Annotated in this window: 21 protein-coding genes; 3 read left to right on the top strand and 18 right to left on the bottom strand. The window is 26.7% G+C overall.

Annotated elements, in window-relative coordinates; translation table 11 throughout:
* Positions 1–22: 22 nt before the first annotated feature.
* The 5 genes from ACYQ1T_RS13540 to ACYQ1T_RS13520 form a co-directional block, all read right to left on the bottom strand.
* Positions 23–2,041: an amylo-alpha-1,6-glucosidase gene (locus ACYQ1T_RS13540; protein WP_459835704.1), complete on the bottom strand. Its 2,019-nt coding sequence runs from the start codon at positions 2,039–2,041 to the stop codon at positions 23–25.
* Between the two features lie 159 nt (positions 2,042–2,200).
* Positions 2,201–3,319: a peptidase S41 gene (locus ACYQ1T_RS13535; RefSeq protein ID WP_459835702.1), complete on the bottom strand. Its 1,119-nt coding sequence runs from the start codon at positions 3,317–3,319 to the stop codon at positions 2,201–2,203.
* A gap of 40 nt (positions 3,320–3,359) precedes the next feature.
* On the bottom strand, positions 3,360–4,052 hold the full coding sequence (locus ACYQ1T_RS13530; RefSeq protein ID WP_459835700.1) for a tetratricopeptide repeat protein: 693 nt from the start codon (positions 4,050–4,052) through the stop codon (positions 3,360–3,362).
* 242 nt (positions 4,053–4,294) lie between these two features.
* Positions 4,295–4,711, bottom strand: coding sequence for a hypothetical protein (locus tag ACYQ1T_RS13525; protein ID WP_459835698.1), 417 nt, complete (start codon positions 4,709–4,711; stop codon positions 4,295–4,297).
* Positions 4,712–4,753: 42 nt separating this feature from the next.
* Positions 4,754–5,092, bottom strand: coding sequence for an arsenate reductase family protein (locus tag ACYQ1T_RS13520; protein ID WP_459835696.1), 339 nt, complete (start codon positions 5,090–5,092; stop codon positions 4,754–4,756).
* 366 nt (positions 5,093–5,458) lie between these two features.
* Here ACYQ1T_RS13520 and ACYQ1T_RS13515 point away from each other — a divergent pair, with 366 nt between their 5' ends.
* Positions 5,459–6,454 (top strand): hypothetical protein, encoded by a 996-nt coding sequence (locus ACYQ1T_RS13515; RefSeq protein WP_459835694.1) that lies wholly within the window; start codon positions 5,459–5,461, stop codon positions 6,452–6,454.
* A 38-nt stretch (positions 6,455–6,492) separates the two neighbouring features.
* Here the strand turns inward: ACYQ1T_RS13515 and ACYQ1T_RS13510 are convergent, their stop codons facing one another.
* Positions 6,493–7,689: a DUF6398 domain-containing protein gene (locus ACYQ1T_RS13510; RefSeq protein WP_459835692.1), complete on the bottom strand. Its 1,197-nt coding sequence runs from the start codon at positions 7,687–7,689 to the stop codon at positions 6,493–6,495.
* A gap of 229 nt (positions 7,690–7,918) precedes the next feature.
* On the opposite strand from ACYQ1T_RS13510, the gene ACYQ1T_RS13505 reads away from it, so the two are divergent.
* Positions 7,919–8,551 carry a GerMN domain-containing protein gene (locus tag ACYQ1T_RS13505; protein ID WP_459835690.1) on the top strand — a complete coding sequence of 211 codons (633 nt, stop codon included), beginning with the start codon at positions 7,919–7,921 and terminating at the stop codon, positions 8,549–8,551.
* A gap of 45 nt (positions 8,552–8,596) precedes the next feature.
* Here ACYQ1T_RS13505 and ACYQ1T_RS13500 read toward each other — a convergent pair whose 3' ends face one another.
* From ACYQ1T_RS13500 to purB, 3 genes are all read right to left on the bottom strand, one after another.
* Positions 8,597–9,895 (bottom strand): hypothetical protein, encoded by a 1,299-nt coding sequence (locus tag ACYQ1T_RS13500; RefSeq protein ID WP_459835688.1) that lies wholly within the window; start codon positions 9,893–9,895, stop codon positions 8,597–8,599.
* A 177-nt stretch (positions 9,896–10,072) separates the two neighbouring features.
* Positions 10,073–10,240: a hypothetical protein gene (locus ACYQ1T_RS13495; protein WP_459835686.1), complete on the bottom strand. Its 168-nt coding sequence runs from the start codon at positions 10,238–10,240 to the stop codon at positions 10,073–10,075.
* A gap of 160 nt (positions 10,241–10,400) precedes the next feature.
* Positions 10,401–11,831, bottom strand: coding sequence for an adenylosuccinate lyase (purB, locus tag ACYQ1T_RS13490; protein ID WP_459835684.1), 1,431 nt, complete (start codon positions 11,829–11,831; stop codon positions 10,401–10,403).
* Between the two features lie 142 nt (positions 11,832–11,973).
* Between purB and ACYQ1T_RS13485 the strand changes: the two genes are divergently transcribed.
* A complete protein-coding gene (locus ACYQ1T_RS13485; RefSeq protein ID WP_459835682.1) occupies positions 11,974–12,192 on the top strand; it encodes a DUF378 domain-containing protein in 219 nt (72 codons plus the stop codon).
* Between the two features lie 51 nt (positions 12,193–12,243).
* On the opposite strand, the gene ACYQ1T_RS13480 is transcribed toward ACYQ1T_RS13485, so the two are convergent.
* The 9 genes from ACYQ1T_RS13480 to ACYQ1T_RS13440 all read right to left on the bottom strand — a co-directional run bounded on the left by ACYQ1T_RS13480 (position 12,244) and on the right by ACYQ1T_RS13440 (position 24,358).
* Positions 12,244–12,504 carry an HPr family phosphocarrier protein gene (locus ACYQ1T_RS13480; protein ID WP_459835680.1) on the bottom strand — a complete coding sequence of 87 codons (261 nt, stop codon included), beginning with the start codon at positions 12,502–12,504 and terminating at the stop codon, positions 12,244–12,246.
* A 204-nt stretch (positions 12,505–12,708) separates the two neighbouring features.
* Entirely contained in the window at positions 12,709–12,969 is a 261-nt protein-coding gene (locus ACYQ1T_RS13475) for a stage V sporulation protein S (RefSeq protein WP_016206312.1), read from the bottom strand.
* A gap of 206 nt (positions 12,970–13,175) precedes the next feature.
* On the bottom strand, positions 13,176–14,717 hold the full coding sequence (gene rny / locus ACYQ1T_RS13470) for a ribonuclease Y (protein ID WP_459835677.1): 1,542 nt from the start codon (positions 14,715–14,717) through the stop codon (positions 13,176–13,178).
* A gap of 280 nt (positions 14,718–14,997) precedes the next feature.
* Positions 14,998–16,053, bottom strand: a complete 1,056-nt coding sequence (gene recA, locus ACYQ1T_RS13465) for a recombinase RecA (RefSeq protein ID WP_459835675.1) — start codon at positions 16,051–16,053, stop codon at positions 14,998–15,000.
* Between the two features lie 187 nt (positions 16,054–16,240).
* Positions 16,241–16,831: a CDP-diacylglycerol--glycerol-3-phosphate 3-phosphatidyltransferase gene (gene pgsA, locus ACYQ1T_RS13460; protein ID WP_459835672.1), complete on the bottom strand. Its 591-nt coding sequence runs from the start codon at positions 16,829–16,831 to the stop codon at positions 16,241–16,243.
* Positions 16,815–18,152 (bottom strand): 30S ribosomal protein S12 methylthiotransferase RimO, encoded by a 1,338-nt coding sequence (gene rimO / locus ACYQ1T_RS13455; RefSeq protein WP_459835670.1) that lies wholly within the window; start codon positions 18,150–18,152, stop codon positions 16,815–16,817. The genes pgsA and rimO overlap by 17 nt, the downstream gene beginning before the upstream one ends.
* A 91-nt stretch (positions 18,153–18,243) precedes the next feature.
* Positions 18,244–20,718: an FtsK/SpoIIIE family DNA translocase gene (locus tag ACYQ1T_RS13450; RefSeq protein ID WP_459835668.1), complete on the bottom strand. Its 2,475-nt coding sequence runs from the start codon at positions 20,716–20,718 to the stop codon at positions 18,244–18,246.
* Between the two features lie 123 nt (positions 20,719–20,841).
* A complete protein-coding gene (locus tag ACYQ1T_RS13445; protein ID WP_459836555.1) occupies positions 20,842–22,551 on the bottom strand; it encodes a S8 family peptidase in 1,710 nt (569 codons plus the stop codon).
* Positions 22,523–24,358, bottom strand: a complete 1,836-nt coding sequence (locus ACYQ1T_RS13440) for a S8 family peptidase (protein WP_459835665.1) — start codon at positions 24,356–24,358, stop codon at positions 22,523–22,525. The genes ACYQ1T_RS13445 and ACYQ1T_RS13440 overlap by 29 nt, the downstream gene beginning before the upstream one ends.
* Positions 24,359–24,463: the final 105 nt, after the last annotated feature.

The raw sequence follows: 24,463 nt of genomic DNA, 5'->3' as shown, positions 1-24,463 counted from the left end.
TCTTAGACGACTTTTTATTATTCTATTTTTGAATATATGGATAAACATCATTTATATACGCTCTTAAAACTTCGGCAACACTCCAAGCTTGAGTATAGCACCCTCTACTAGTTGCTGAAAATCCCCCATCAAATATCTCTGCTATGCCATTTATGCATCCATCTTTTAAATGATCCTCAAATACTTTACACATATAATTTGCTTTTTTTATTGAATCCATTGAATACTTATTTACTTTACAATATGCTGATATGAAAGGTCCTATTAAAAATCCCCATGTAGTTCCCATATGATATGCACAATCTCTATCAAACAATTTCCCTATATATTTTTCTTTATATTCATTATCCATAAAAGAAAGTGATCTTAATCCATAAGTAGAATAAAGATGCTTATGAACCTTCTCTACAATCTTTCTTTCTCTTTCCTCATCTAATATTGAAAATGGTAATGATACTGCCCATATTTGATTTGGACGTATTTTATCATCATTTATATCTACAACATCATATAGACATCCTTTCTCTTCATTCCAAAATTTATTATTAAATGATTTTCTTACTTTAATTGATAACTCCTTATATTTATTTGAATCATCCCCAAACCTTTCTGAAAGAACTTCCATTATTCTAAGTGCATTATACCAAAGTGCATTTATTTCTACTGGTTTTCCATGTCTAGGAGTTACAACATAATCTCCTACTCTAACATCCATCCATGTAACTTGATCTAAACCTTTACCTGCAAAGATTAAGTAATCTCTATCCATTCCAATAGAAAAATCTGTTTTATTGGAATATGCATTAAATATTTCTATAAGCTTTGGATATATAACATCCTTTATAAATTTATAATCATCTTCACCACCTGTATATTTTAAATATTTATAAACTGCCTGAAAGTACCAAAGTGATGCATCTACAGTATTATATCCAGGCTCTATATTAGTATCTGGAAATACATTTGGGACTAACCCATTTTTTATATATTTAGCAAATGATTCTAATATTTCTCTTCCATCATCAAATCTCTTTGTTACAAGAACTAACCCTTCAAAAGCAATCATAGTATCTCTTCCCCAGTCAGTAAACCAAGGGTATCCCGCTAAAACAGTTTTAAGTCCAGTACTATTTCTTTTAACTATAAAATGATCACTTGCCTTAACAAGATTATTTACAAATTTATCATTATATCCAGCACTTTTAACTAATAAATCTGCTCTATTTTTATAGCTTTCAACTATATCAAATCCATTTTTTTCGTTAATATCTTCTGTTGAACATAATATATAGAAAGATTTTTTTTCATTAGGTTTCAAAGTAATATGAATTTCATATGGAGTATAATGATTATCTAAACTTAAAGATCCTGTTCTATTATCTAGCATATAAAAATGATTTTCTTCTATAATATAATTAGGAGTTGCCATGCTTGTTTTTATTAATTCTCTACTGTAGAACTCTCCTTCTGATGTATAAAGTGTGATATTTAAATCTTTATTTTTATCAGGAACTAAACTTAAATTTTTTTCATATACTTTTACATTAAATTTTAATTCGCTTCTTTCTGATATTTCTCCTGCTTGTCTATAATTAAATAATGGAACTATATTTAATTTGCTTTCTTCATATCCATTTTCAATTTCATAGCATACCGCTACTGTATTATGTCCATATTCCATTGAAATGGTTTTTTTTACTGTTACATCTTCGACCTTGTATATATACTCAGGTACAATATCAAATGTAAATCTTTCAAGATATTCATGACCATTTTTATTAAAATTTAAATATTGTTGTGATGTTAAATCATATTTCCGTCCATTTATATTTATATCTTCTTGAGTTCTTGTAAATACTAAATACCTATTTACAGGTGAATTTAATGATGCTATTAAATATCCATGAAAAGCTGTTGCTCCACCACCGATTATTGTATGATTTGAATATCCTCCAATTCCATTTCCAATCATCCATGAAAGTTCATTCCCTTGATCTATAGTTTTAAAGTTCCCTCTTCCATATCTATAAACTTCTTCCATAGTATCCTCCATATAATAAATTAAATATATTTTATTAATTTAATTATAAATGAATTTTTACTATTGTATAATTGTAGATTTTTACAAAGTTTTATTTATATTTTTATACAAAATTAAAAGAACCTATTTTAACAATAAGTTCTTTTAATAAATTCATTATTATTTATAATTAATATAGTCAATAATAGAGTTGGAAAGTTCTATATCTGGATATAAGGAATCTAAATTGTCATCTTCTATTAATTTATAATACTTTGTAGAATAACTAACATTAAATCCTGAATTTTTAAGAACAAATCTTTTTACCTCTCCATAACAATTAGGTTTGCCACCTGTAGGTTCTCCAACTAAAATTGCGTTAGTTTTATTTTTAAATTCATATACATTTAATAGTGCTGAAGAAAAAGTTTCTCTCCCTATAACTATAAATAAATTTCCTTTTTTATTTATAATCTTATTTTCTTTTATATATTCTAATAAAGGTTCTATAAGAGTTGAATCTCCTCCGCTATTATTTCTAAAATCTATTACCACTCGCTGAATATTATTTAATTTTATAATCTTTATTGTTTCCTTTATTTTATTATAAATAGTATCTATATTATCTTCTCTACAAGAATTATATTTTATATATATTTCATTATCCTCTAATACCTTAAACCAATAATTTAAAGAGGAATTTTCTTCATATATGTGAATATTATCCTTACTAACATATTTTATATCATTATACGCTTTAGGATATATAGTTATTTTTTCTATAAAATTATTAGAATCTTCAACTTCTAAAGAAATTGAATTAATATCATCTATTATACAAAGTCCATAAAGAACTTCTACAGATTGAATATACTTTACTAATTGACATTTCAAAAAATATTTATTTTCATAAGAAATAACCTTTTCCACTTCTCTTATTACTTCGTCAATTTTAATATCATTAATTGAAATTATCTTTTTGTATAAAATACTTTTATATTCTTCTGTTGTATTTATAATATAGATTCCTTCTTTAAAATAAAAAAATTCTAATGGAATAATATACTTAATTGGAAAGGTAATAGAGGTATGGGCATCTTTAATTGAAGCTACTATCTTACTTAACTCAACCTTCATATCATTATAATCTAATAAATTTATAATCTTCTTTAAATCTTCTATTTTATTTTCCCAATCTTTTTTTGAAATATTGAAAAATAAATTTTTATGCTCTCTTGTAAGCTTTTCTTTTAATTCTTCTAAATCTTCTATCCATTTTTCTTCCCAAATATTTTTCATGTTTTATCACCCTCTAAAGCCGAAATATTCCGCAAATATCCTACATCCGTATAACTTTTTCAATTTCATTTTTAGCTTTATTTAACCCTTCCTGAAGCTCTAAACAATTTTCACCTAATTCTAATGCAATTTCATAATTTCTAAGAGCTTCTTTATAATTTTCCAACTTTAAATTATATGTACCAAGACCAATATATGCAGTTCCACAAGAAAAATCTCTTTTTATTGATGATAAAAAGTATTTAGATGAGTCTTCTATTTCGTTTAAATACTTTAATTTTATCCAACCTATCTTTGCTTCAACAAATGCTCTATCCTCTTCACTTATCTTTTTAGATTGTAAAAGTTTAAACATGTTATCAAAAGCATCAATATATCTTTTTTCCCATATATAAATATCTGTAAGATATATTCTTGCAAAAAAATTAAATTTATCTATTTTTATTATTTTATTAAATGCATTTTTACTTTTTATATAATCTTCTAAATAAAAGTAAGCTTCACCTAAAAGATTAAGTCCACATATATCATCCCCTCCTAAAGTTAACCATTTTTCTAATATCTCTATTGCCTTTTTAAAATTGTCTTCTGCCATATAAGCATCTGCTAAAAAAATATATATTTCTTTATTTTTTGTCTTACTTAATTCATTTATACAAAATTCTATAGCATATGTACTATCCTCTGAAACTAAATTTTCGTATTTAGTAATAAATTCTTTGTTTAATTGCATTTTAAACCTCTTTTTCTATTCTTATATTAATTTAAGTTTACCATTATATTTATAATAATTGAATAATTATTGTGCACTTTAATTTTTTTATTTTAATATACTCATTTACGAGTATATTATTTAAAAGTATTAATTACAATGAAAAAACACCATATATTATATATATTTGGTAAATAGTATCTATAATATATGGTGTTTTTTGATTTTCTAATTCTTTTTACTTTTTATTGCATTATAACTTTTTACTTAAAATCTTCTAACACTCTAGTTATTCTTTTAAAAGCTACTTCCTTTTTTAATTCTAAGGTTTCTTTATTAATAGAAATTTTAAAAATTTCTGGACATTTTTCTTTCCTCCAATTTTTCATAAATTTAGGAGTTATATCTATTGATGAATAATACTTCTCTTCAAACTCATCCCAATACTCAAAATATTCTAATTTGCTAGTTCTATCTAATCGTATTTCCTGTTTTGGAATATTATTAAAAACAGGTACAAAAAACCTTAATGGCACATTATAATTATATCTTCCTGTTATTTTTTCCCCTTCCATCAATGATCTTTTTAATACTTTATATTTTATAATATTCTCTTCTTTAATTCCTATTTTAAAAAGGGGTTCACCTTTTTTACTTTTCTCTAGTTTCATTTTTATCATTTTTCCACCACTTTTTAATCTAATATTTATATAATTTCTTTATTATTCCCATGTATCCCAAATTTCTTTAGAATATCCTAAAGTGGATTCTTTGCCATTTCTAACAATTGGCGTTTTAAATAATATTGAATTTTTAAGAAGTAATTCTTCTTTTATGTCCACACTTCTTATTTTATCTATATTAAGCTTTTTATACTCTTTTAAAGATGTATTTATTAATAAATTTATTGAAATTTTTCCTTTAATGCTATTTAGTTCTCCTTTACTAATTCCCTTTATATCAATATCAATAAATTGAAAACTAATTTTTCTCTCTTTAAAATATCTTTCAGCTTTTTTTGTATCAAAACATTTTTTTCTTCCAAAAATTTGAATATTCATTTTGCTAGCTCCTTTAAAATTAAGATAAAGTTATTATAGCATACTATTTTTTTTCTTAAATAGTAATAGTTTTATCTTTTTTTTATTATACTTTACTATAATTAATTTGTATATTTTTTTTAAAATGATACAAGCTAATAGTATAGATAAAATTTAATATAAAAATTTGAGATCTATTTTCTCTAGAAATTTTTATAAAAGCTAGAGATAGATTTTTTATACAGCATTAAAAAAGCTTTTACATATTTCGGTAGCTTTTTTAATGCTGATTTATTTTGTAAAAATTGAACTATTTACTTTTTAAAAAATATATTAATAATAAATACTACTTTAATTAAGGAATGATTTATTTTGTTTTATGTATTTATGTTTATTAAGATTATTACTATTGAATATATATTAATTTTTTCACACGAATTAATACATCTCATTGCATCACTGTTTTTAGGATTTAAATGTAATTTATTTCATGTCATTCCCTTTACAATTTATAGATATAAATCAAGATTTAAAATAAGTTTAAAACCTAGAATTGAAAATAATATTACTAGTAGATGTCATTTTGAAAACTGTAAACTTTCTTCATCATTAGATTATTTAATTCTTCTAAAAAAAATTAAAATATTTTTATGGATAGGTCCAATTTTTGATTTTCTAATAATTCTACTTCTATTCTGTATTGGTATATCTATTCCTTCTTTATTTTTCTTAACTTTAACTTCTATATTTCATCTTATAATTAGTACAATGAATTTTTTTAATAGTGATGGAAAGTATGCTATTGGATCTAAAGAAGATAAAAGAATTGCTTTTGATTTAGTTCGTATGTTTTCTATATGTGGAGATGGTCTTATTCCAGAAGAAAGCAAAAGAATAATGACAGACAAACATTTAAATATAAGTAATACTATTAATTGGGTGGAATTTGACGTAAATGATCTTTGGAATTTTTTAAATAATATATCATTTTTCACTAATTCTTTACTAAGCTATTTAAATAATGATATTATTTCTCTCCATCCATCTACAATTAGTTTTTTTGAAACTTTAATAAGAGATTTTGATAAAATAAAAGATTTAGATTATAGGCAAGAAGAAAAAACTTCTATTTCTATAATACTTTATTTTATATATATGAAATTACAAAGTGATAATTTTATTCCTCCATATGAAATATCAAAAAAGGTTTATAAATATTGTAACTCTATTTATTATAAAAAACTTTATGATTATTATTTTAATAATAAAATATTAAATGAATTATTTTTAATAAATGAAAATAACATGCCTATAGAGAATAGAAATTGCCACGGATTTAGTAAGCTATTGAAAAATATTATTGTATTAAACAAACGAAACTAGAAATTATTCTAGTTTCTTTTGTTTAATATAAATTTTTATTAAAATGGTTGATTTTTTTTAAATTCTTTTGCCCAATTTATAGCACCATCTACTGATTTCCATGCAAGTTCTCCATTTTTCATATAATGTATTGCATCTTCCTCTGTTCCAATTTTTTTAACTTCTGGTAACTCTTTTGGAATTCTTCTTTGTCTTATTATATAATCTAAGACATATTTATTTAAAACATTTGAAATTTTCAAAGCTCTTTCAGCTTCTTCTATATTACCTATGCTAAATAGATATAAGGCTTTAGTAAACTTTAATGCTGTTAAATTGTCATTTTTATATTGTTCTAATAAGTCCTCTAGTTCTTTAGTCATTTTTTCTGATATTAACCACGATGCTAATGTTGCTCTAACTAAGAATCTATCTCTTGGACACAATTTTATCAGATCTAAATATTCTTTTATAGCATCCTTTTTTTCTCCTAAAGACCATAAAAGGTTTCCTAATCTATATTTTGAACTATAATATCCTTTGGCCACATCATCTTCTAAGAATTTCCCAATATAATTCTCTACATTTTCTTCACCTATTACTCTTTTAGCTGCTTCTACAGCCTCTAAGGCAAATTCTTTTTGCTTTAATGAATTTAGTTTATTGTCATAAGATAAAATTATATATGCTTCTGAACAATCTTTACTTATTTCTAAAGCTTCTTTAGCAAGTTTAACTTTTTGATTATAATTTTTTTGTTTCCATGCCTCATGAGCTATTTTATTTGCTTTTAAAAGCTCTTCATCAACTACTCTTTCTATTTTTTCATAAGATTCTTCTAGAAAAGTAGCTGCAACTTCTTCTTTAGCTTTTGTTAAGTTTTCATTATTATTTTTTATATTTTTAATGTTCCATTTTTCATTTTCTATATTTATAAGGTTACGTACCTCTTTTGATTTTGAAAGCCCTGTACTACTACTTACTTCAAAAGCTTTATAAAGTTCACCAGCTTTTAATGATGGTGTTTCTTTTCCACTAAATAAACCATTTTTCAACCCTAATGCATGTACTATACCACAAGCCCAAGAGCTTGCTTTTCCTTTGTTTATATTTGTCTTTTCAATCTCACATATTTCAAAACATATTTCTTTTGTAAGTGCTAAGTAATTACTATTTAAATTTTCACTACAAAAACTTTCTAGCATTTCTACTATTTCATTAAATCTTTCTACATTTACCTTCGGTACTACTTGCATTATTTATTTTCTCCTTCTTCCTATCTTGGGATATTTAGATATTAATGTATCTAAGTCGATGCTTTATATTATATGATATTTACATAATTTTTTCAAATCATAAAGTTTTTATAAATAATTCCCCTGGAAATATATGTAATTTATTTTCCTATTTGTAACCTTCTCCATATAATGTTATAATATATTTAAATTAAATTATATTTTACATATTAATAAAGGGGAGTTATTTATGAGAAAAAAAATTATAGCCACATTTTTATTATTACTTTTACCATTTTCATTAATATCTTGTAGTGAAAATAAAAATTTAAGTAGTAATGCTCCAAGTATTGAGGAAAATACATCTAATGGTAATAATTCAAATAGTGATAAAAGTGATTTAGACGAAAATAAAAGTGAGTCGTCAAAAGAATCTTCTAATGAAGATGAAGTAAAATCTAAAGATGTAAGACTTTATTATTATAATGCTGTAGCTGATAAAATAGTCTATAGTGATAAAACAATTGAAGTTAAAGGAAAGGCTGTTGCTACTGCAATAGTTAACTCATTAAAAGAAGCTCCTACATCTGATATTAGAGGAGTTATTTCTAAAGATATATCTTTAATATCTGCAAATCTTGATAGTTCTAAGGATACCATTACTTTAGATTTTAGTGATAATTTTGTTAAAGCACAAAACTTAGGTGGTGGAGTTGAAGCAAGTACTCTAACTGCATTAGTTAATACATTTGGATATAACTTTAAAGTGAATAATGTAATTATAACCCTTGGTGGAAAACCATATGAGTCAGGTCATTTTTCAAAAGCTTCTGGCGAAGCATTTAAAGTTAATTATGATAATATAACTGAACTTCAAAAATAATGAAAAATCTAGGGAATTTCAATTTAAAAATCCCTAGATTTTTTCTTATTTATATTCTAATCCTCTTTTATAAAATAAATCGTCTGATACTACTGCTATTCCTTTTATTTTTTCTCCATTTTTTAAGTTTCTAGAGTTATTTATATTTGATGGATATGAATTACCATTATACTCTAAAACTTTAAATACTTCCTTTTCTCCATTAATAACTTTAACAATAATATCTCTATATCCATTTGTTTTATTTTCAGATATTATAATTGGATTTCTAGTTATGTTTATTTTAGATATTACTCTATATTCAGATCCCTTTTCTTCCAAAACCACTATAGTATTACCTTCGCTTGTACAAAATAAAGGACCTTCTAAATATACAATTACTTCTTCTTTTTTATCATCGTTTAAATCATATTTATTATACAAATAATTTACTTTATCACGATCTCCTTTTAATTCAAATTCCTTTTCTAATGCTCTTTCTACTCTTAAACTTCTAAACCTTTCACTTTCTATAAAATCTACTTCAGAAAAATCTATATTTACTCGATGAGTACTTATTTCCTTTATGATGTTTTTCTTTTCAGTTCTACTTACCTCTAAGCTTTCTTCTGTATATATAGCTAAACAATTAGTTATTTCTTTAAATTTATTACTATTATATTTCAAAATATAAATTATTTTTCCAAAATAACCTAAATTGTATTGTCCTATTATATCCTTTGTTATACATAAATCAAAATTATCCCCATTTTTTGATAGCATAGGATAAACTCCTGAAATTTTTGATACTGTCTCCTCTATTTTATATTTTAATTTTCCTTTTTCAGTATATATATTATTTAAATTTTGTTTAGGCTTATTACTTATATCTATAAAATACTTTTTTTCATTTTCTTCTATTAATTTTATTTTATAAAAATTATCATATATGACTTTACATGAGTGATCATATTCAAAGTTTTTGGAATTGAAAAATTCAATAAATTTACTTCCATCATATCCTATTACACTAGAGTATATCCCTTCACTTTCATTTTTATTTTCTATTGTAAAAAGAATTTCTTTATACTCATTATCAGTAAAATTTACAACATATATTTTAGGATTATATCCCTCTATATTTTTTATTAATACCTCTGTATTTTTACCATCTTCTCCATCTGATATTACTATCTTCAAATTTTTATATATTGAACTTTCTGATTCTCCATCTTTTTTCCCAATTAAATATATAATCGCTTCTTTCTCTCCACCTTTAACATTGCCTCCTTTAGATAAAATTATATTCTCATCTAATATATTGTTTCCTCTATATTTTTTGAAATTATTACAAAAACCTCTCATAATATCTCCTTAATATTTGTTATTATATATACTATTATTTTTATAATAGAAATGTGTTCTTATAAATTTTATTAAATATCATATATAAAAAAAGAAAAGCACTTTTAAAATTGCTTTTCTTTTACAACCCACAACATTTTTGTTAGACTAACTTTTAAGTTAATTTATTTACTTCTATTAAAACTTACCTTCTCCATCACATACTGGACATATAAACTCTCCACTTCCAGCACATGAAAAACATGTTGCATTTGGAGAGTTTTTAGTACCACAATCACATTTAATTTTACCAGTACCATTACAACTAATACAATCTCTTAAATTTGAATCACTATTATTACTCATTTTTTTCACCTCCTATTCTCAATACCATATTTAATTATTTCCAAAAATTTATGTTTTAATACATATAATAAAAAAATAGTAGCATAACATTAAATACTACTATTTTCCTAAAATATAATTTTATATTTTTAATACTATAAATATTAATTATTAATATTTATTAAACAGATATTTCACTTTTTATTTTTAAAGCTTCTTTATTTAAATCTAATATAGGATTTATATATTCTTCTATAAACTCTATAACTTGACTAGGGGCTCTTCCTACAAATTTAGAAGGATCTATAATTGAAAGAATTTCTTCTTTAGATAACTTAAAGCTTCCATCATTTATTATTCTATCAATTAGGTCGTTATCTAAGCCTTCACCTTTTACCCTTTGTGCCGCATCCATAGAGTGAACTCTTATTTTTTCATGTAGTTCTTGTCTATCTCCACCTCTTTTTGTTGCTTCCATCATTATATTTTCTGTTGCCATAAAAGGTAATTCATTATTAACATGAGTTGCTATAACTTTTTCATAAACTACCATATTTTCAGCTATATTAATATAAAGATTTAATACACCATCTAATGCAAGAAAAGCTTCTGCTACAGCAATTCTTTTATTTGCAGAATCATCTAAAGTTCTTTCAAACCATTGTGTAGCAGCTGTAATAGCTGGATTTAATGAATTTACTATAACATATCTAGCAAGAGAACCTATTCTTTCACTTCTCATAGGGTTTCTTTTATATGCCATTGCAGATGATCCTATTTGATTTTTTTCAAATGGTTCCTCTACTTCTTTCATACTTTGTAATAATCTTAAATCATTACTAAATTTATATGCACTTTGTGCAATTTCTGATAATGTATTCAATACTATTGAATCTAACTTTCTTGGATATGTTTGCCCTGTAACACCATAGCTTTTTTCAAATCCCATTTTTTCTGCAACAATTTTATCTAATTTTTTTACCCTTTCTTCATCACCATCAAATAAAGTCATAAAGCTTGCCTGAGTTCCTGTTGTTCCTTTAACTCCCCTTAATTTAAAAGTAGAAAGTAAAAAATCTATATTTTCTATATCTAGTACTAAGTCTTGCATCCAAAGAGTAGCTCTCTTCCCTACTGTTGTAAGTTGTGCTGGTTGAAAATGTGTAAACCCTAATGTTGGCATATCTTTATATTTTATTGCAAAATTTGAAAGATGATTTAAAACAGATACTATTTTATTTTTAATTAACAATAAAGCATCTCTCATTATTATTATATCAGTATTATCACCTACATAGCAGCTAGTTGCCCCTAAGTGTATTATCCCTTTAGCATTTGGACATTGAACTCCATATGCATGTACATGGCTCATTACATCATGTCTTACTTCTTTTTCCTTCTTTATAGCTTCATCATAATTTATATTATATATATTTGCTTTAAGCTCTTCTAATTGTTCTTTAGTAATATTTAACCCTAATTCTCTTTCTCCTTCAGCTAAAGCAACCCATAATTTTCTCCATGTTGAAAATTTCATATCATCTGAAAATATGTAACTCATTTCTTTTGATGCATATCTTGAATTTAATGGCGTACTGTATAAATCTCTCATTATAAAATAACCTCCGAATAAAATTTTATTTTTTTTTATTAGCATTCGTATTATAACATAATTTTATTATTTTTTCAGTTATATTTTAAAAAAATTTTTAATATATATATTGTGTACTAATTATATTAAGGGGGATTTTAAAATGTGTAAGATTAGTTTGCTTGACAAAATTTCTTTTGTTCTACTTTTAATAGGAGCAATTACATGGGGTGTAATAGGTTTATTTAGCATTAATATTATTTCTTTACTAGTTGGTGGATCTATATTACTTCAAAGAATAATTTATATTGCTATTTTAGGAGCTGCAATAGATTTAGTTCTAGTATTAATTAAATGTAAATCATTAGTTACATTTAAATAACTACATACATTTACTTAAAAATAAAAAAGTGCCTTTTGGCACTTTTTTATATTAGTCTTCTAAAGTTGCTATTAAGTTAGCTATTTCTTCTGCAGCTAGAGCTTCGTCATCACCATTAGCAATAACTGTTATAGCTGATCCTTTAGTAACTCCTAATGAAAGAACTCCGATTAAGCTCTTAACATTAGCTTTCTTTCCATTGAATTCAATGCTTACATCTGATTTAAATGATGAAGCTTTTTTTACTAATAAAGTTGCTGGTCTTGCGTGTAAACCAGTTCCGTTGTTTACTACAACCTCTTTAGATACCATTAAAAACACCTCTTTACAAAAAATTAATATAGTTATCTACTTAACTCCTTTATTATAAACGGAATTTTTTAAAATTTCAAGTTTAAATATTAAATATTAAATATAATGTACTATTGGTTTACATTAAAAATATCTACATTTATGTAGTCATTTAATTAGCGCTTATTTTTAACTCCCTAATCCATCTACTTAAATAAATAATCTTTATCTTGGTTGAACAATTAATTTTATTGCTGTTCTTTCTTCTCCGTCTATTTCAATATCTGTAAAAGCTGGAACGCATACGATATCCTTTCCACTAGGTGCTACGAACCCCCTTGCTATAGCTATAGCTTTTACAGCTTGATTTATAGCTCCTGCTCCTACTGCTTGAATCTCCACTATATTTTTTTCCTTAATAATTGCAGCTAGAGCCCCTGCTACTGAATTTGGATTTGATTTTGTTGAAACCTTTAATACTTCCATTTTGTCTTTACCTCCCAGATAAAAATCGTTTACAATTTTATTTAAGGTCTATGTCCTCATTATAATATATTCTATATATATTCTTAAAATCCTTTTTTATTTTTACTTTTTTCTATTATTTTATATAAATTATATTTATTATTACATATAGCTTTATAATCTATATAAAAATAAAATACATTTTGCAATGCAAAATGTATTTTATATTATTTAGCAAAATCTACTGCTCTTGTTTCTCTAATAACATTAATTTTAATTTGACCTGGATATTCTAGTTGTTCTTCAATACTCTTTGCTAAGTTTCTTGCTAACTCAACTGATCCAGCATCATCTAATTGATCTGGTTTAACCATAATTCTAATCTCTCTACCAGCTTGAATGGCATATGACTTTTCTACACCTTCATAAGAATTTGCAATTTCTTCAAGTTTTTCTAATCTCTTAATATATGCCTCTAGGGTTTCTCTTCTAGCACCAGGTCTAGCTGCTGATATAGCATCTGCTGCTTGAACTAATACTGCTTCTAATGTCATCATTTCTACATCACCATGATGAGCTGCAATTGCATTTGCAACAACTGGTGATTCATGATATTTCTTAGCAAGATCTCCACCAATAACTGCATGGCGTCCTTCTTCTTCTTGATTGGCAACTTTACCAATATCATGTAATAGGCCTGCTCTCTTTGCTAAGTTGACATCTAACCCTAATTCAGAAGCCATTACACCAGCTAAATATGAAACTTCTATGGAATGCTTTAATACATTTTGTCCATAACTTGTTCTATATTTTAATCTACCTAGTAGTTTTGTTATTTCTGGATGAACTCCGTGAACTCCAGTTTCTAGGGTTGCTTGTTCCCCTTCTTCTTTAATATCATTTTCAACATCCTTTTTAGCTCTATCTACCATTTCTTCGATTCTCGCTGGATGGATTCTTCCATCAACTATTAACTTTTCTAGCGCTATTTTAGCTACTTCCCTTCTTACAGGATCAAAGCTTGATAAAATAACTGCTTCTGGAGTATCATCTATGATTAAATCTACTCCTGTTAACGTTTCTAGCGTTCTAATATTTCTTCCTTCTCTACCAATAATTCTACCCTTCATTTCGTCATTTGGTAAGGCAACAACATGGACTGTTGACTCAGACACATGATCTGCGGCACATCTTTGAATTGCAGTGGTAATAATTTCTCTTGCCTTTTTCTCTGCCTCTTCTTTTGCCTTAGATTCAATATCTTTAATCATCATAGCTGCATCATGAGTAATTTCCTTTTTAACTTCGTCTAAAAGAATTTCTCTTGCTTCTTCAGTTGAAAGACTTGCTATTTTTTCAAGTTCTTCCCTTCTTTTATTATACAGCTCTTGTACATTGACCTCCATTTGATCAATTTCCTGTAATCTTTTATTGATGTTTTCTTCTTTCTTTTCTAAAAGATCGCTCTTTTTGTCTAATGACTCTTCCCTTTGAATTACTCTTCTTTCAAGCCTTTGAACTTCATTTCTTCTCTCACGAGAATCTCTTTCTAAATCATTTCTAAGTCTGTGAACTTCTTCTTTAGCCTCTAAAATTGATTCTTTCTTAGTAGCCTCTGCTTCCTTTTTAGCATTTGCTAATATGGTTTCTGCTTCTCTCTCTAAGCCTTCTATCTTTGTCTTAGAAGCACTTTGTATAGCTTTATAAAGTATTGCACCTAAAATGGCTAATACTATAATATCAACTATTATCAAAATAAGAATATCCATATCGACACCTCCTCCATCTAAATAAACATTTATAATTTAATAAGAAAATGTAGTAGGTATCATACTTATTCTCACTGATACTTGGAATATGATAAACCAGTATTTGCTATTATTTTATCTTAAATTTAAAATTATGTCAAGTTTAGTTGTATAAATACACTAATAAAATTTAATGGTTTACAATAAATTAAAAATTTATAATTTATTGTTATAATAACTTATTTTTATAAAAAATAACTGATAGAATATACCTTATCTATCAGTTATTATTGCCATTATACTATTTTATATTCTTATTCACCTTTTTTTCTTCAGTTTTTTCTTTATTTACAACCTCTGTTTTTAGATTGTATTTTTCTCTTATTTGATTTTCTATATCTAATGCAACTTCTGGATTTTCTTTCAAGTATAATTTAGCATTTTCTCTACCTTGCCCAAGTCTAATATCCCCATATGAGAACCATGCTCCACTTTTTTGAACTATATTTTCTTTAACTCCAACATCAACTATATTTCCTGTTCTTGAAATTCCTTCATTGTACATTATATCGAATTCTGCTTGTTTAAATGGAGGTGCAACCTTATTTTTCATTACCTTAACTCTAGTTCTGTTACCTACAATACTTTCACCTTGTTTTATTGAATCTATTCTTCTAACATCAAGTCTAACTGAAGCATAGAATTTTAATGCTCTTCCTCCAGTTGTTGTTTCTGGATTACCAAACATAACTCCAACTTTTTCTCTTAATTGGTTTATAAAGATAGCTACACATCCTGTTTTTTGTATTGTTCCTGTTAACTTTCTTAAAGCTTGGGACATAAGTCTTGCTTGTAAACCTACATGTGAATCTCCCATTTCTCCTTCTATTTCAGCTCTTGGAACTAATGCTGCAACTGAATCTACAACTATTACATCTATTGCACCTGAGCGTACTAAAGCTTCAGCTATTTCAAGCCCTTGTTCTCCTGTGTCTGGTTGAGATACTATAAGCTCTTCTGTATCTACTCCTAAGTTTCTTGCATAACTTGGATCTAAAGCATGTTCTGCATCTATAAAAGCAACTGCTCCTCCACGTTTTTGAGCTTCTGCTACAATATGAAGAGCAACTGTTGTTTTACCTGAACTTTCTGGTCCATATATTTCTACTATTCTTCCTTTTGGAACTCCACCAATTCCTAAAGCTATATCTAAATCAAGACATCCTGTTGAAATAGCATCTACATTTAAAGAACTATTTTCCCCAAGCTTCATTATTGATCCTTTTCCAAATTGTTTTTCTATTTGGCTCATAGCATTTTCTATAGCCTTTAATTTATCCATATCTATATTACCCATAAAGCACCTTCCTCTCTAACGAACATTTGTTCTTATTTAAATTATAAATTATTTACTTATGATAGTCAACAAATAATTTTATATTTTTAATTTAAAATCTATTATTTCCCATATTTATTAAAAGTTCCAACTATAACATAGATGGAACTTTTATTGTTAATTATATCCTATTTTTTGTATTTTTATACTATTTATTAGTATCTATTATTTTTTTATTTTTCTTAAAGTAATCATACCCTGAAATAATTGTAATTATAACTGCTGCAAATAATAAATATTTCGGTGCATAAGAAATTATTACTTTAAAAAAGCTACTATTTGTTACTAATTGTGTAAGATATACTGATGAACCTATATTTACTTGTAATAACAAGGTTATTATAGCTATTATTTGAACTACTGTTTTTATCTTTCCCCACCAACTAGCAGCAATTATTTTTCCTTCTGAAGCTGCAATAGTTCTAAGTCCTGAAACAGCAAATTCTCGTGCTATTATTACTACTGCTGCCCACGCTGGTACAACTTGTAAATCAACAAGAGAAATTAGTGCAGCTGTAACTAGAAGCTTATCTGCAAGAGGATCCATAAATTTCCCAAATGTTGTTATTTGATTTCGACTTCTTGCAATATAGCCATCAAGTTGATCTGTTAAAGATGCTATTATAAATATAAACGTTGCTATAAAAGTTCCATATGGAATATCTTGTACCGCTATAAATATTAAGAATAACGGTACTAGAAATATTCTTATCATTGTTAGCTTATTTGCTAAATTCATCACATATCTCTCCCATTAAATCATAATCTAAAGCCTCTTTTATCTTAACTTGAACTATTTCTCCTTTTTTAAGATCTTTAGATGTTTTAATTAAAATTACTCCGTCTATTTCTGGTGCCATTTCTGAACTTCTACCAATAAAATAATTTCCTTTTCTTCCCTCTATAATAGTATCATAAACTTTTGAAACTTTCAATTTGTTTAACTCTTCTACTATATCTTTTTGAACTTTCATAAGAGTTTCTTCTCTTTTATCTTTTATTTCTTCTGGCACTTGATTTTCCATATTAGCAGCAGGTGTTCCTTCTTCTCTTGAGTATTTAAATACTCCTACATTCTCTAATTTATAATCATCTAAAAATTCTTTAAGTTCATTAAAATTTTCTTCTGTTTCTCCTGGGAATCCAACTATAAGGGATGTTCTTAATGCTATATTAGGAACTCTTTTCCTTAGCTTATTTATTATTCCTGTTATTGTTTCTTTATTAGTTTTTCTAGCCATTAGCCTTAAAATATTATCACTAATATGTTGTATTGGTAAATCTAAATATTTTACTACTTTTTTATTATTTGCAATTTCTTCTATTAAATCATCAGTTATTTCTTCTGGATAACAATATAATAATCTTATCCACTCTACTTTATTAATTTCTGATATTTTTTTTATTAATTTATGAAGAGCCTTTTCATTATAAATATCCATTCCATAAAAAGTTAAATCCTGTGCAATAAGTATTATTTCTTTCACACCACTTTCAGTAAGGGTTTTAACTTCCTCTAAAATACTTTCTATTTTTCTACTTCTAAATTTCCCTCTTATTTTAGGTATTATGCAATAAGTACAAAAATTATTACATCCTTCTGCAATTCTAACATAAGCTGTATGTTTATCTGTTGTCAGTAATCTTACTCCTTCATTTATATTTTCATCACTGTAATCTGCTGATGAAATTCTCTTTTGATCTTTTATAAACCCCATAATTAGCTTGTGTAGCTTCATATAGTCATTTACTCCCATAAGAATATCTATTTCTGGCATAAGTTCTAATAATTCGTCGCCATATCTTTGAGTTAAGCAACCAGTTGCAATAAGCATTTTGCACTTATATTTTTTTTTGTATTCTGCCATTTCTAAAATTGTATCAATTGATTCTTGTTTGGCCTTTTCTATAAAACCACACGTATTTACTATTATTATTTCTGCTTCTTTTGGATTATTTGTTATTTCATAGTTCTTGTTAATTGATCCTAAAATCAGTTCTGAGTCTACTCTATTTTTATCGCAGCCTAAGCTAACCATACCTACCTTATATTTTTCCAAAGTTATTTCCTCCTGTGTTTTATACTTTTCATACTAATATAAAATTAAGCTAAATTCATTTTAATGTACGTATATAATATTTACAAGTTTTTTATTCACTTGCTTCTAATTCTTCTTTAGATAATAAAACTTGCCTAGGTCTGCTTCCATCTTTAGCAGAAATAACTCCTCTATCTTCCAACTCATCCATTATCCTTGATGCTCTATTAAATCCTACTCTTAGCTTTCTTTGTAAAAATGATGTTGAAGCCTGATTATACTCAATAACTGTTTTTATAGCTTCATCTAGTAACTCATCTTCTGACTCATTAGATTTACCAGATGATATTACTCCTTCTGACTCATTTTCTATATGCTCAATAATTGATTCTTCATAATCAACACTCTCTTCTTTATCCTTAATAAAATCAACAACTTTTTCAACCTCTTCTTCATCTATAAATGCCCCTTGAACTCTTAAAGGCTTACTTTCTCCTATTGGATTATAAAGCATATCACCTCTTCCTAAAAGTTTTTCTGCTCCAGTTGAATCAAGTATAGTTCTTGAATCTACCCCTGATGAAACTGCAAAAGATATTCTCGATGGAATATTTGCTTTAATTACACCTGTTATTACATCTACCGATGGCCTTTGAGTTGCAATAATTAAATGCATTCCAGCGGCTCTTGCCATTTGAGCTAATCTACAAATATAATCTTCTACATCATTAGGGCACGCCATCATTAAATCTGCAAGTTCATCTACTATCATTACTATATATGGAAGTTTCTCTTCTATTATTCCTTTTTCATAAAGAGCATTGTATCCTTCTATATTTCTAACTGATGAATCTGCAAAAAGCTTATATCTTTTTGTCATCTCATTTACAGCCCAATTTAGTGCAGCTGCTGCCTTTTTAGGATCAGTTACTACTGGTATTAATAAATGTGGAATACCATTATATACACTTAGCTCTACAACTTTAGGGTCTACCATAAGAAGCCTTACCTCATCTGGACTATACTTGTATAATAAGCTTACTATTAATGTATTAATACATACTGATTTACCAGAACCCGTTGCCCCTGCTATAAGCATATGTGGCATTGTGCTTAAATCACCAACAACACACTTCCCAGCAATATCTTTTCCTAAAGCAAAAGCTAATTTTTTCTTCGTATTTTTAAATTCTTTAGAATCAAGTACCTCTCTTAAAAATACAGGTGTTTGTTTCTTATTTGGAACCTCTATTCCTATTGCTGCTTTTCCTGGAATAGGTGCCTCCATTCTAACGCCACTAGCTGCAAGCCCAAGAGCTATATCATCTTGTAAATTAACTATTTTTGATACCTTTACACCTGGACTTGGCTGTATTTCAAATCTTGTAACTGAAGGTCCTTTTGTTACTTGAACAACATTTGCATCTACCCCAAAATCCTTTAATATTCCCTCTAGCTTATTTGCATTTTCAATAAGCTCTTTTTTATCTTCACTTTTAAGCTTCATTTTAGTATTTATATTTAAAAGGTCTACCGATGGATGAAGATATATTTTTTCTTCTTTCTTTTCTTCTATTAAACTTTCTTCTATTTCTTTGCTAACTACATCCTTTACTTCAGTTTCTAACTTTTCCTTTTTCTTTTGTTTTTCTTCCGTTTTTAAATTGTGGGATGTAGTTTTTTCTTCATAATTAATTTTATTTTCAAATTCTAAACTTCTATAATTTTTATTATTTATATCATTATTTTCATCCTCATATAACTCTATATTAAATGGATTTGATTTTTTTTGTTCATTTTCTGTAGTAGCTACTTCTTCTAAAGATGAATTTTTCATAAAATCTAATATTTTAATTTTATTGTTTATTCCATTTATAAAATCTTCTCTTTGCTTTTCTTCTTTAGGCTTTACATTAATCATTGGGTTTAATGTATTTCCTATAGCGCTTTCCGGTTCTATATAGCTTTTTAAATTTTCTTTGTTAATATTTCTATTATCAAATACTTTTTTCTTTTCTTCTTTAAAAAATATAATAATATCATAAAGTGTAATGTCAAATATAAGTATAGTTCCTATGGCCCATAATGCAATATATAAAACATAAGATCCTATATACCCAATAAACTTACTTAATGGATATGCAACTAAATATCCAATAAAACCTCCATGAAGTCCTCCTTTAGATATAATAGTTTTTAATGTTTCACTAAAATCTCCACTACTATTTAAAGTATGAATACTACCTGTAGCACACCCTAGGATAATAACTATTACTATTAATGTTATTCCAAAAAACCTTCTTGAAAATTTTATTGTACCTTTTGATAATATACTATCTATTCCAAAATAAATTAAATATGCTGGTAATATATAAGCTCCTATGCCTAAAAGATTATAGAGTATGCTACTTGCAAATATAGATAAAGCTCCTGCCCAGGTTGTATATATAGCTACTGCTAATAACACTCCCAAAGCTAAATACATAATCCCCTTAATATCTCCATTTTCTTTCTTTTCCACCTTTATTTCCTTATTTTTTATATTGTTTCTGTCCTTCCTCGTAGCTTTAGCTTTTCCCCTAGCCACTTTATCACCTCTTTTTCCATTTATTGTAATCAAATTATTTACATAATAATATTATAATCTTTATACTAAAAAAAACAACCTTTTCATTATCTCTAATAAATAGGTTGTTTTCTATATAATATTTTACCACATATCTTGAAATAATGATAGCATATCTAGTTTTCCATATCCCCACTCAGGATTTGGATAAGTATCTCCAAGCCTTTTTCTTACCCCCCTCATAAAATATGTTTTCATCTTTTGTGCATTTATAGTCGGATCATTTCCATTTATTATTCCCCATTGAAATAATAACGCCGCACACCCTGCCATTATTGCTGATGCAGGGCTATTGCCTGATACACTTACAAATTGTTTATCTAATCCTATAGTCCTTATATCAGTTCCACCAATTGTAAGAAGTGGTCTTAAATACTCAGTCGCGCTTCCAACTTCTGCACCTCTACCTGAGTAAATACTGATAGTATTATTTGCTTGATTATACCACGAATTTGTTATTATATAGCTAGACATAGAAGGTAAAGTCATAGTTAAATAAGGATTGGTAGATAAAAATACCGTATCATTTTTTAATATATTATATGGAGGTAACCATGCATTATACTCACCGTCTAATATATACTCACCTACTAGTCTAAATCTCCATAATCCAAATTTTACATTTTTTAAAACTACTCTAATTACCTCATCCCCACTAAATTCATCAGGCCAATAATAAAAAATTTCTAAAGTTGTTTCTTCAATTAAAAATCTAATAACTGATCCCATTCTATTGTACATAGAAATAGTATCTGTTGTTTCTCCTGCTGGTGATATTACTCCTATTGAAATCCTATTAGGTTTTTTTGCCCAAATATCAAAATATAAATTTCCTTGATTATTACCTACTATTAATTCTAAATTCTTTTCTTTTTCAGCTTTCTCTATGTTTCCTTTTACATGTCCACCAATTTTGGCTTGATTTCCTGTTCCTGTTACAAATACTAAACCTCGTTTTATTGAAATCCTGTCTATATATAATTCTATAATTGTATTTCCAGTGTGACTTCCTTCCGTACTTCCTAATGGAATAAATATAACTAAAGGATTTCCATCATTAATTTTTTCATCTAATAAAAACTCTATAGATCTTATTAAATCACTTCCATTATAAATATTTTCTTCTGTATTAAAAAATTTTTTAATCATATTATTTTGCTTTAATTTTATAATTATATATTCACATTTAGGTGCTACACTTTCGATTCCAGTACCTCCAATAATTCCTGCCATACTTGTCCCATGACCATTATTATCTTTACTTTGAACTATTTCATATGGATTTTTTCCACCTTTATATGCTTCAATAGCATTATTTATATCATCTTTTGTATATAATGCTCCATTTCTATATTCTTTAGCATTATCCTTAATTGTTAAATCCCATATATATTTTATTCTAGTTTCTCCTTTTTCATTTAAAAATGCTTCATTTAAATAATCAATTCCAGTATCCATAATAGCAACTGTTACACCTGTTCCATTAAGATTTAAATAATCACTTTCTTGTACTTGTGGAATATATGCAGTTGCAATTGAAGAAACATCCTCTAAAACATAGACGCTATCAAATTCAAAATATATAATTGTTTTTGATTCACTTATTAATTTCGATATATCATCTGGTTTTATAAAAACAATAGCTAATGTATCGCTTAATACTCTTCCACAAGCATATACTATTTGGCTAATTTCTTCTTCAAAATTCCCTTGATATTCAACAATTAATCTTTGATATAATTCATCATCTTCATATTTGAAACATTCATTCTCTCTTAAAAGCAAATTTATCATCTCCAATTTCTAAAGGAATTCTATAATATATATCTCCTCTTGTATATTCTATATATTTAGGCTTTCCACTTATTTGATTAAAAACTTCATTCATATCAAGCATTCCATATCCCCATATTCTATTTGGATAATTTTCTCCGGATCTAGTTCTACATCCAGAAATCAAATAAGTTTTAATTTTTTCACTGTACATACTCGTATCATTTCCATCTACAATTCCCCATTCCATTAAAATTCCAACTGCACCTGTTACAATAGCCGCAGCAACACAACTTCCAGATACATAATCTACCTTAGATGAAATACCAACTGCTGGTTGATTAATTCCTCCTGCAACTAAATCTGGCTTAATTCTCCTATCTAATCTATACCCACGACCTGATTCGCTTATAACAGCTTCATTTATCTGATTGTAATATCCGACAGTTACTGCAGATTTAGCTGATGATGGATTTACTATTGTATTAAATGGGTCTGCATTTAGAAATTTTGTTCCTTCTGGAAGTAATTCTTTTACTGGAAGCCATATATCGAATCTTCCATCAACTATATATAAGCCTTTTAAAACTATTTTCCAAATTCCTGGTTTTATCGAAAAAAATCTCATAAGAATCAATTGATTTCCATTTAATTCATCTGGAGAAATATACCATACTCTAAATATGGTATTTTCATATACATATTTGTATTCTTGAACCCCTACTAAATCTATTGAAATATTTTTACTTTCTTCTCCAGATGGTGATATCATATTTATTGACATTATATTAGGTTTATTTACCCATATTTCTAAATATAAATCTTTCATCTCTTTTTGTAAAACCATCTCTACTGTTTCCTCTAAATTTCTTGCTAATATATTTCCCGATGCATGTAGCTCAGCGCTTCCTTGATTTCCTGTTCCTACTATTACTGAAACGCCCCTTAATTTACTAATATTGTCTATATATAATTCTATAGCCGATGTTCCTGTATTTGAAGCCGTATTGCTTCCAAGTGATATTAAAATAGATATAGGTTTTTTAAGTTCTCTAGCTTTTTCAACTAAATAATGAATTCCTATAAGCACATCTCCATTTCCGTATACTTCAGTATCTTTTACTCCATTTGATTTTAGTATATCTTTATAGACCATATTTTCTTTTAACTTTACTATAATAAAATCACAATTTGTTAATATACCTTTAACCTCTGGATTTGCCCCCCTAGCTCCAACAATACTAGCCATATTAGTACCATGCCCAACTGTATCCTTTGAAGGAACTATAGTATATGGATCCTTATTTTCTATAGATAGCTTTATAGCTTCATTTATTTTTTCTTTATTATACTCACTTCCAAAATAAATATCTTTATTATCTGATGGTATAGATTGATCCCATAAATAAGCTATTCTACTTGTATCATCCTCTCTTATAAATTCTTCACTTAAATAATTTATACCCGTGTCAACTATACCAACTAGAACTCCTGAGCCATCTAATATATTATAAGGATTTGATTGTATTTTAATAAAGTTAGCAGCTTCTATTGGAGTATTACTTTGTCTTTCATATTGTGCTAAATCATAATCTCTTTCCATAGATTGTAATGTAAAAATTCTTCTTGGTGTTATATAAACTATAGACTTAGCATCTTTTAACAAATCAAAATATTTGTCTTTTTTAACTGTAACTATTCCAAAGTTATTCCAAACTTTAATACCATATACATAAGGTATCTTTTCCATCTCTTCAGTAAATCCTTCAACAAATTCCACTATAAAAGTTTCATAATTAGGATCATTAAATAATGCTCTTTTACTCATGCCTTAATGCCTACTAAAAATTATTTCTCATTATATATCTATACTTATAATTTAATATACGTACCATAATTTATAAAATATTAAAAATTAAAAATCTATAATCGT

Source organism: Clostridium carnis, from assembly GCF_054657435.1.
The sequence above is the reverse complement of the archived record's forward strand: the minus strand, read 5'-3'. Positions and strand labels throughout refer to the sequence as shown.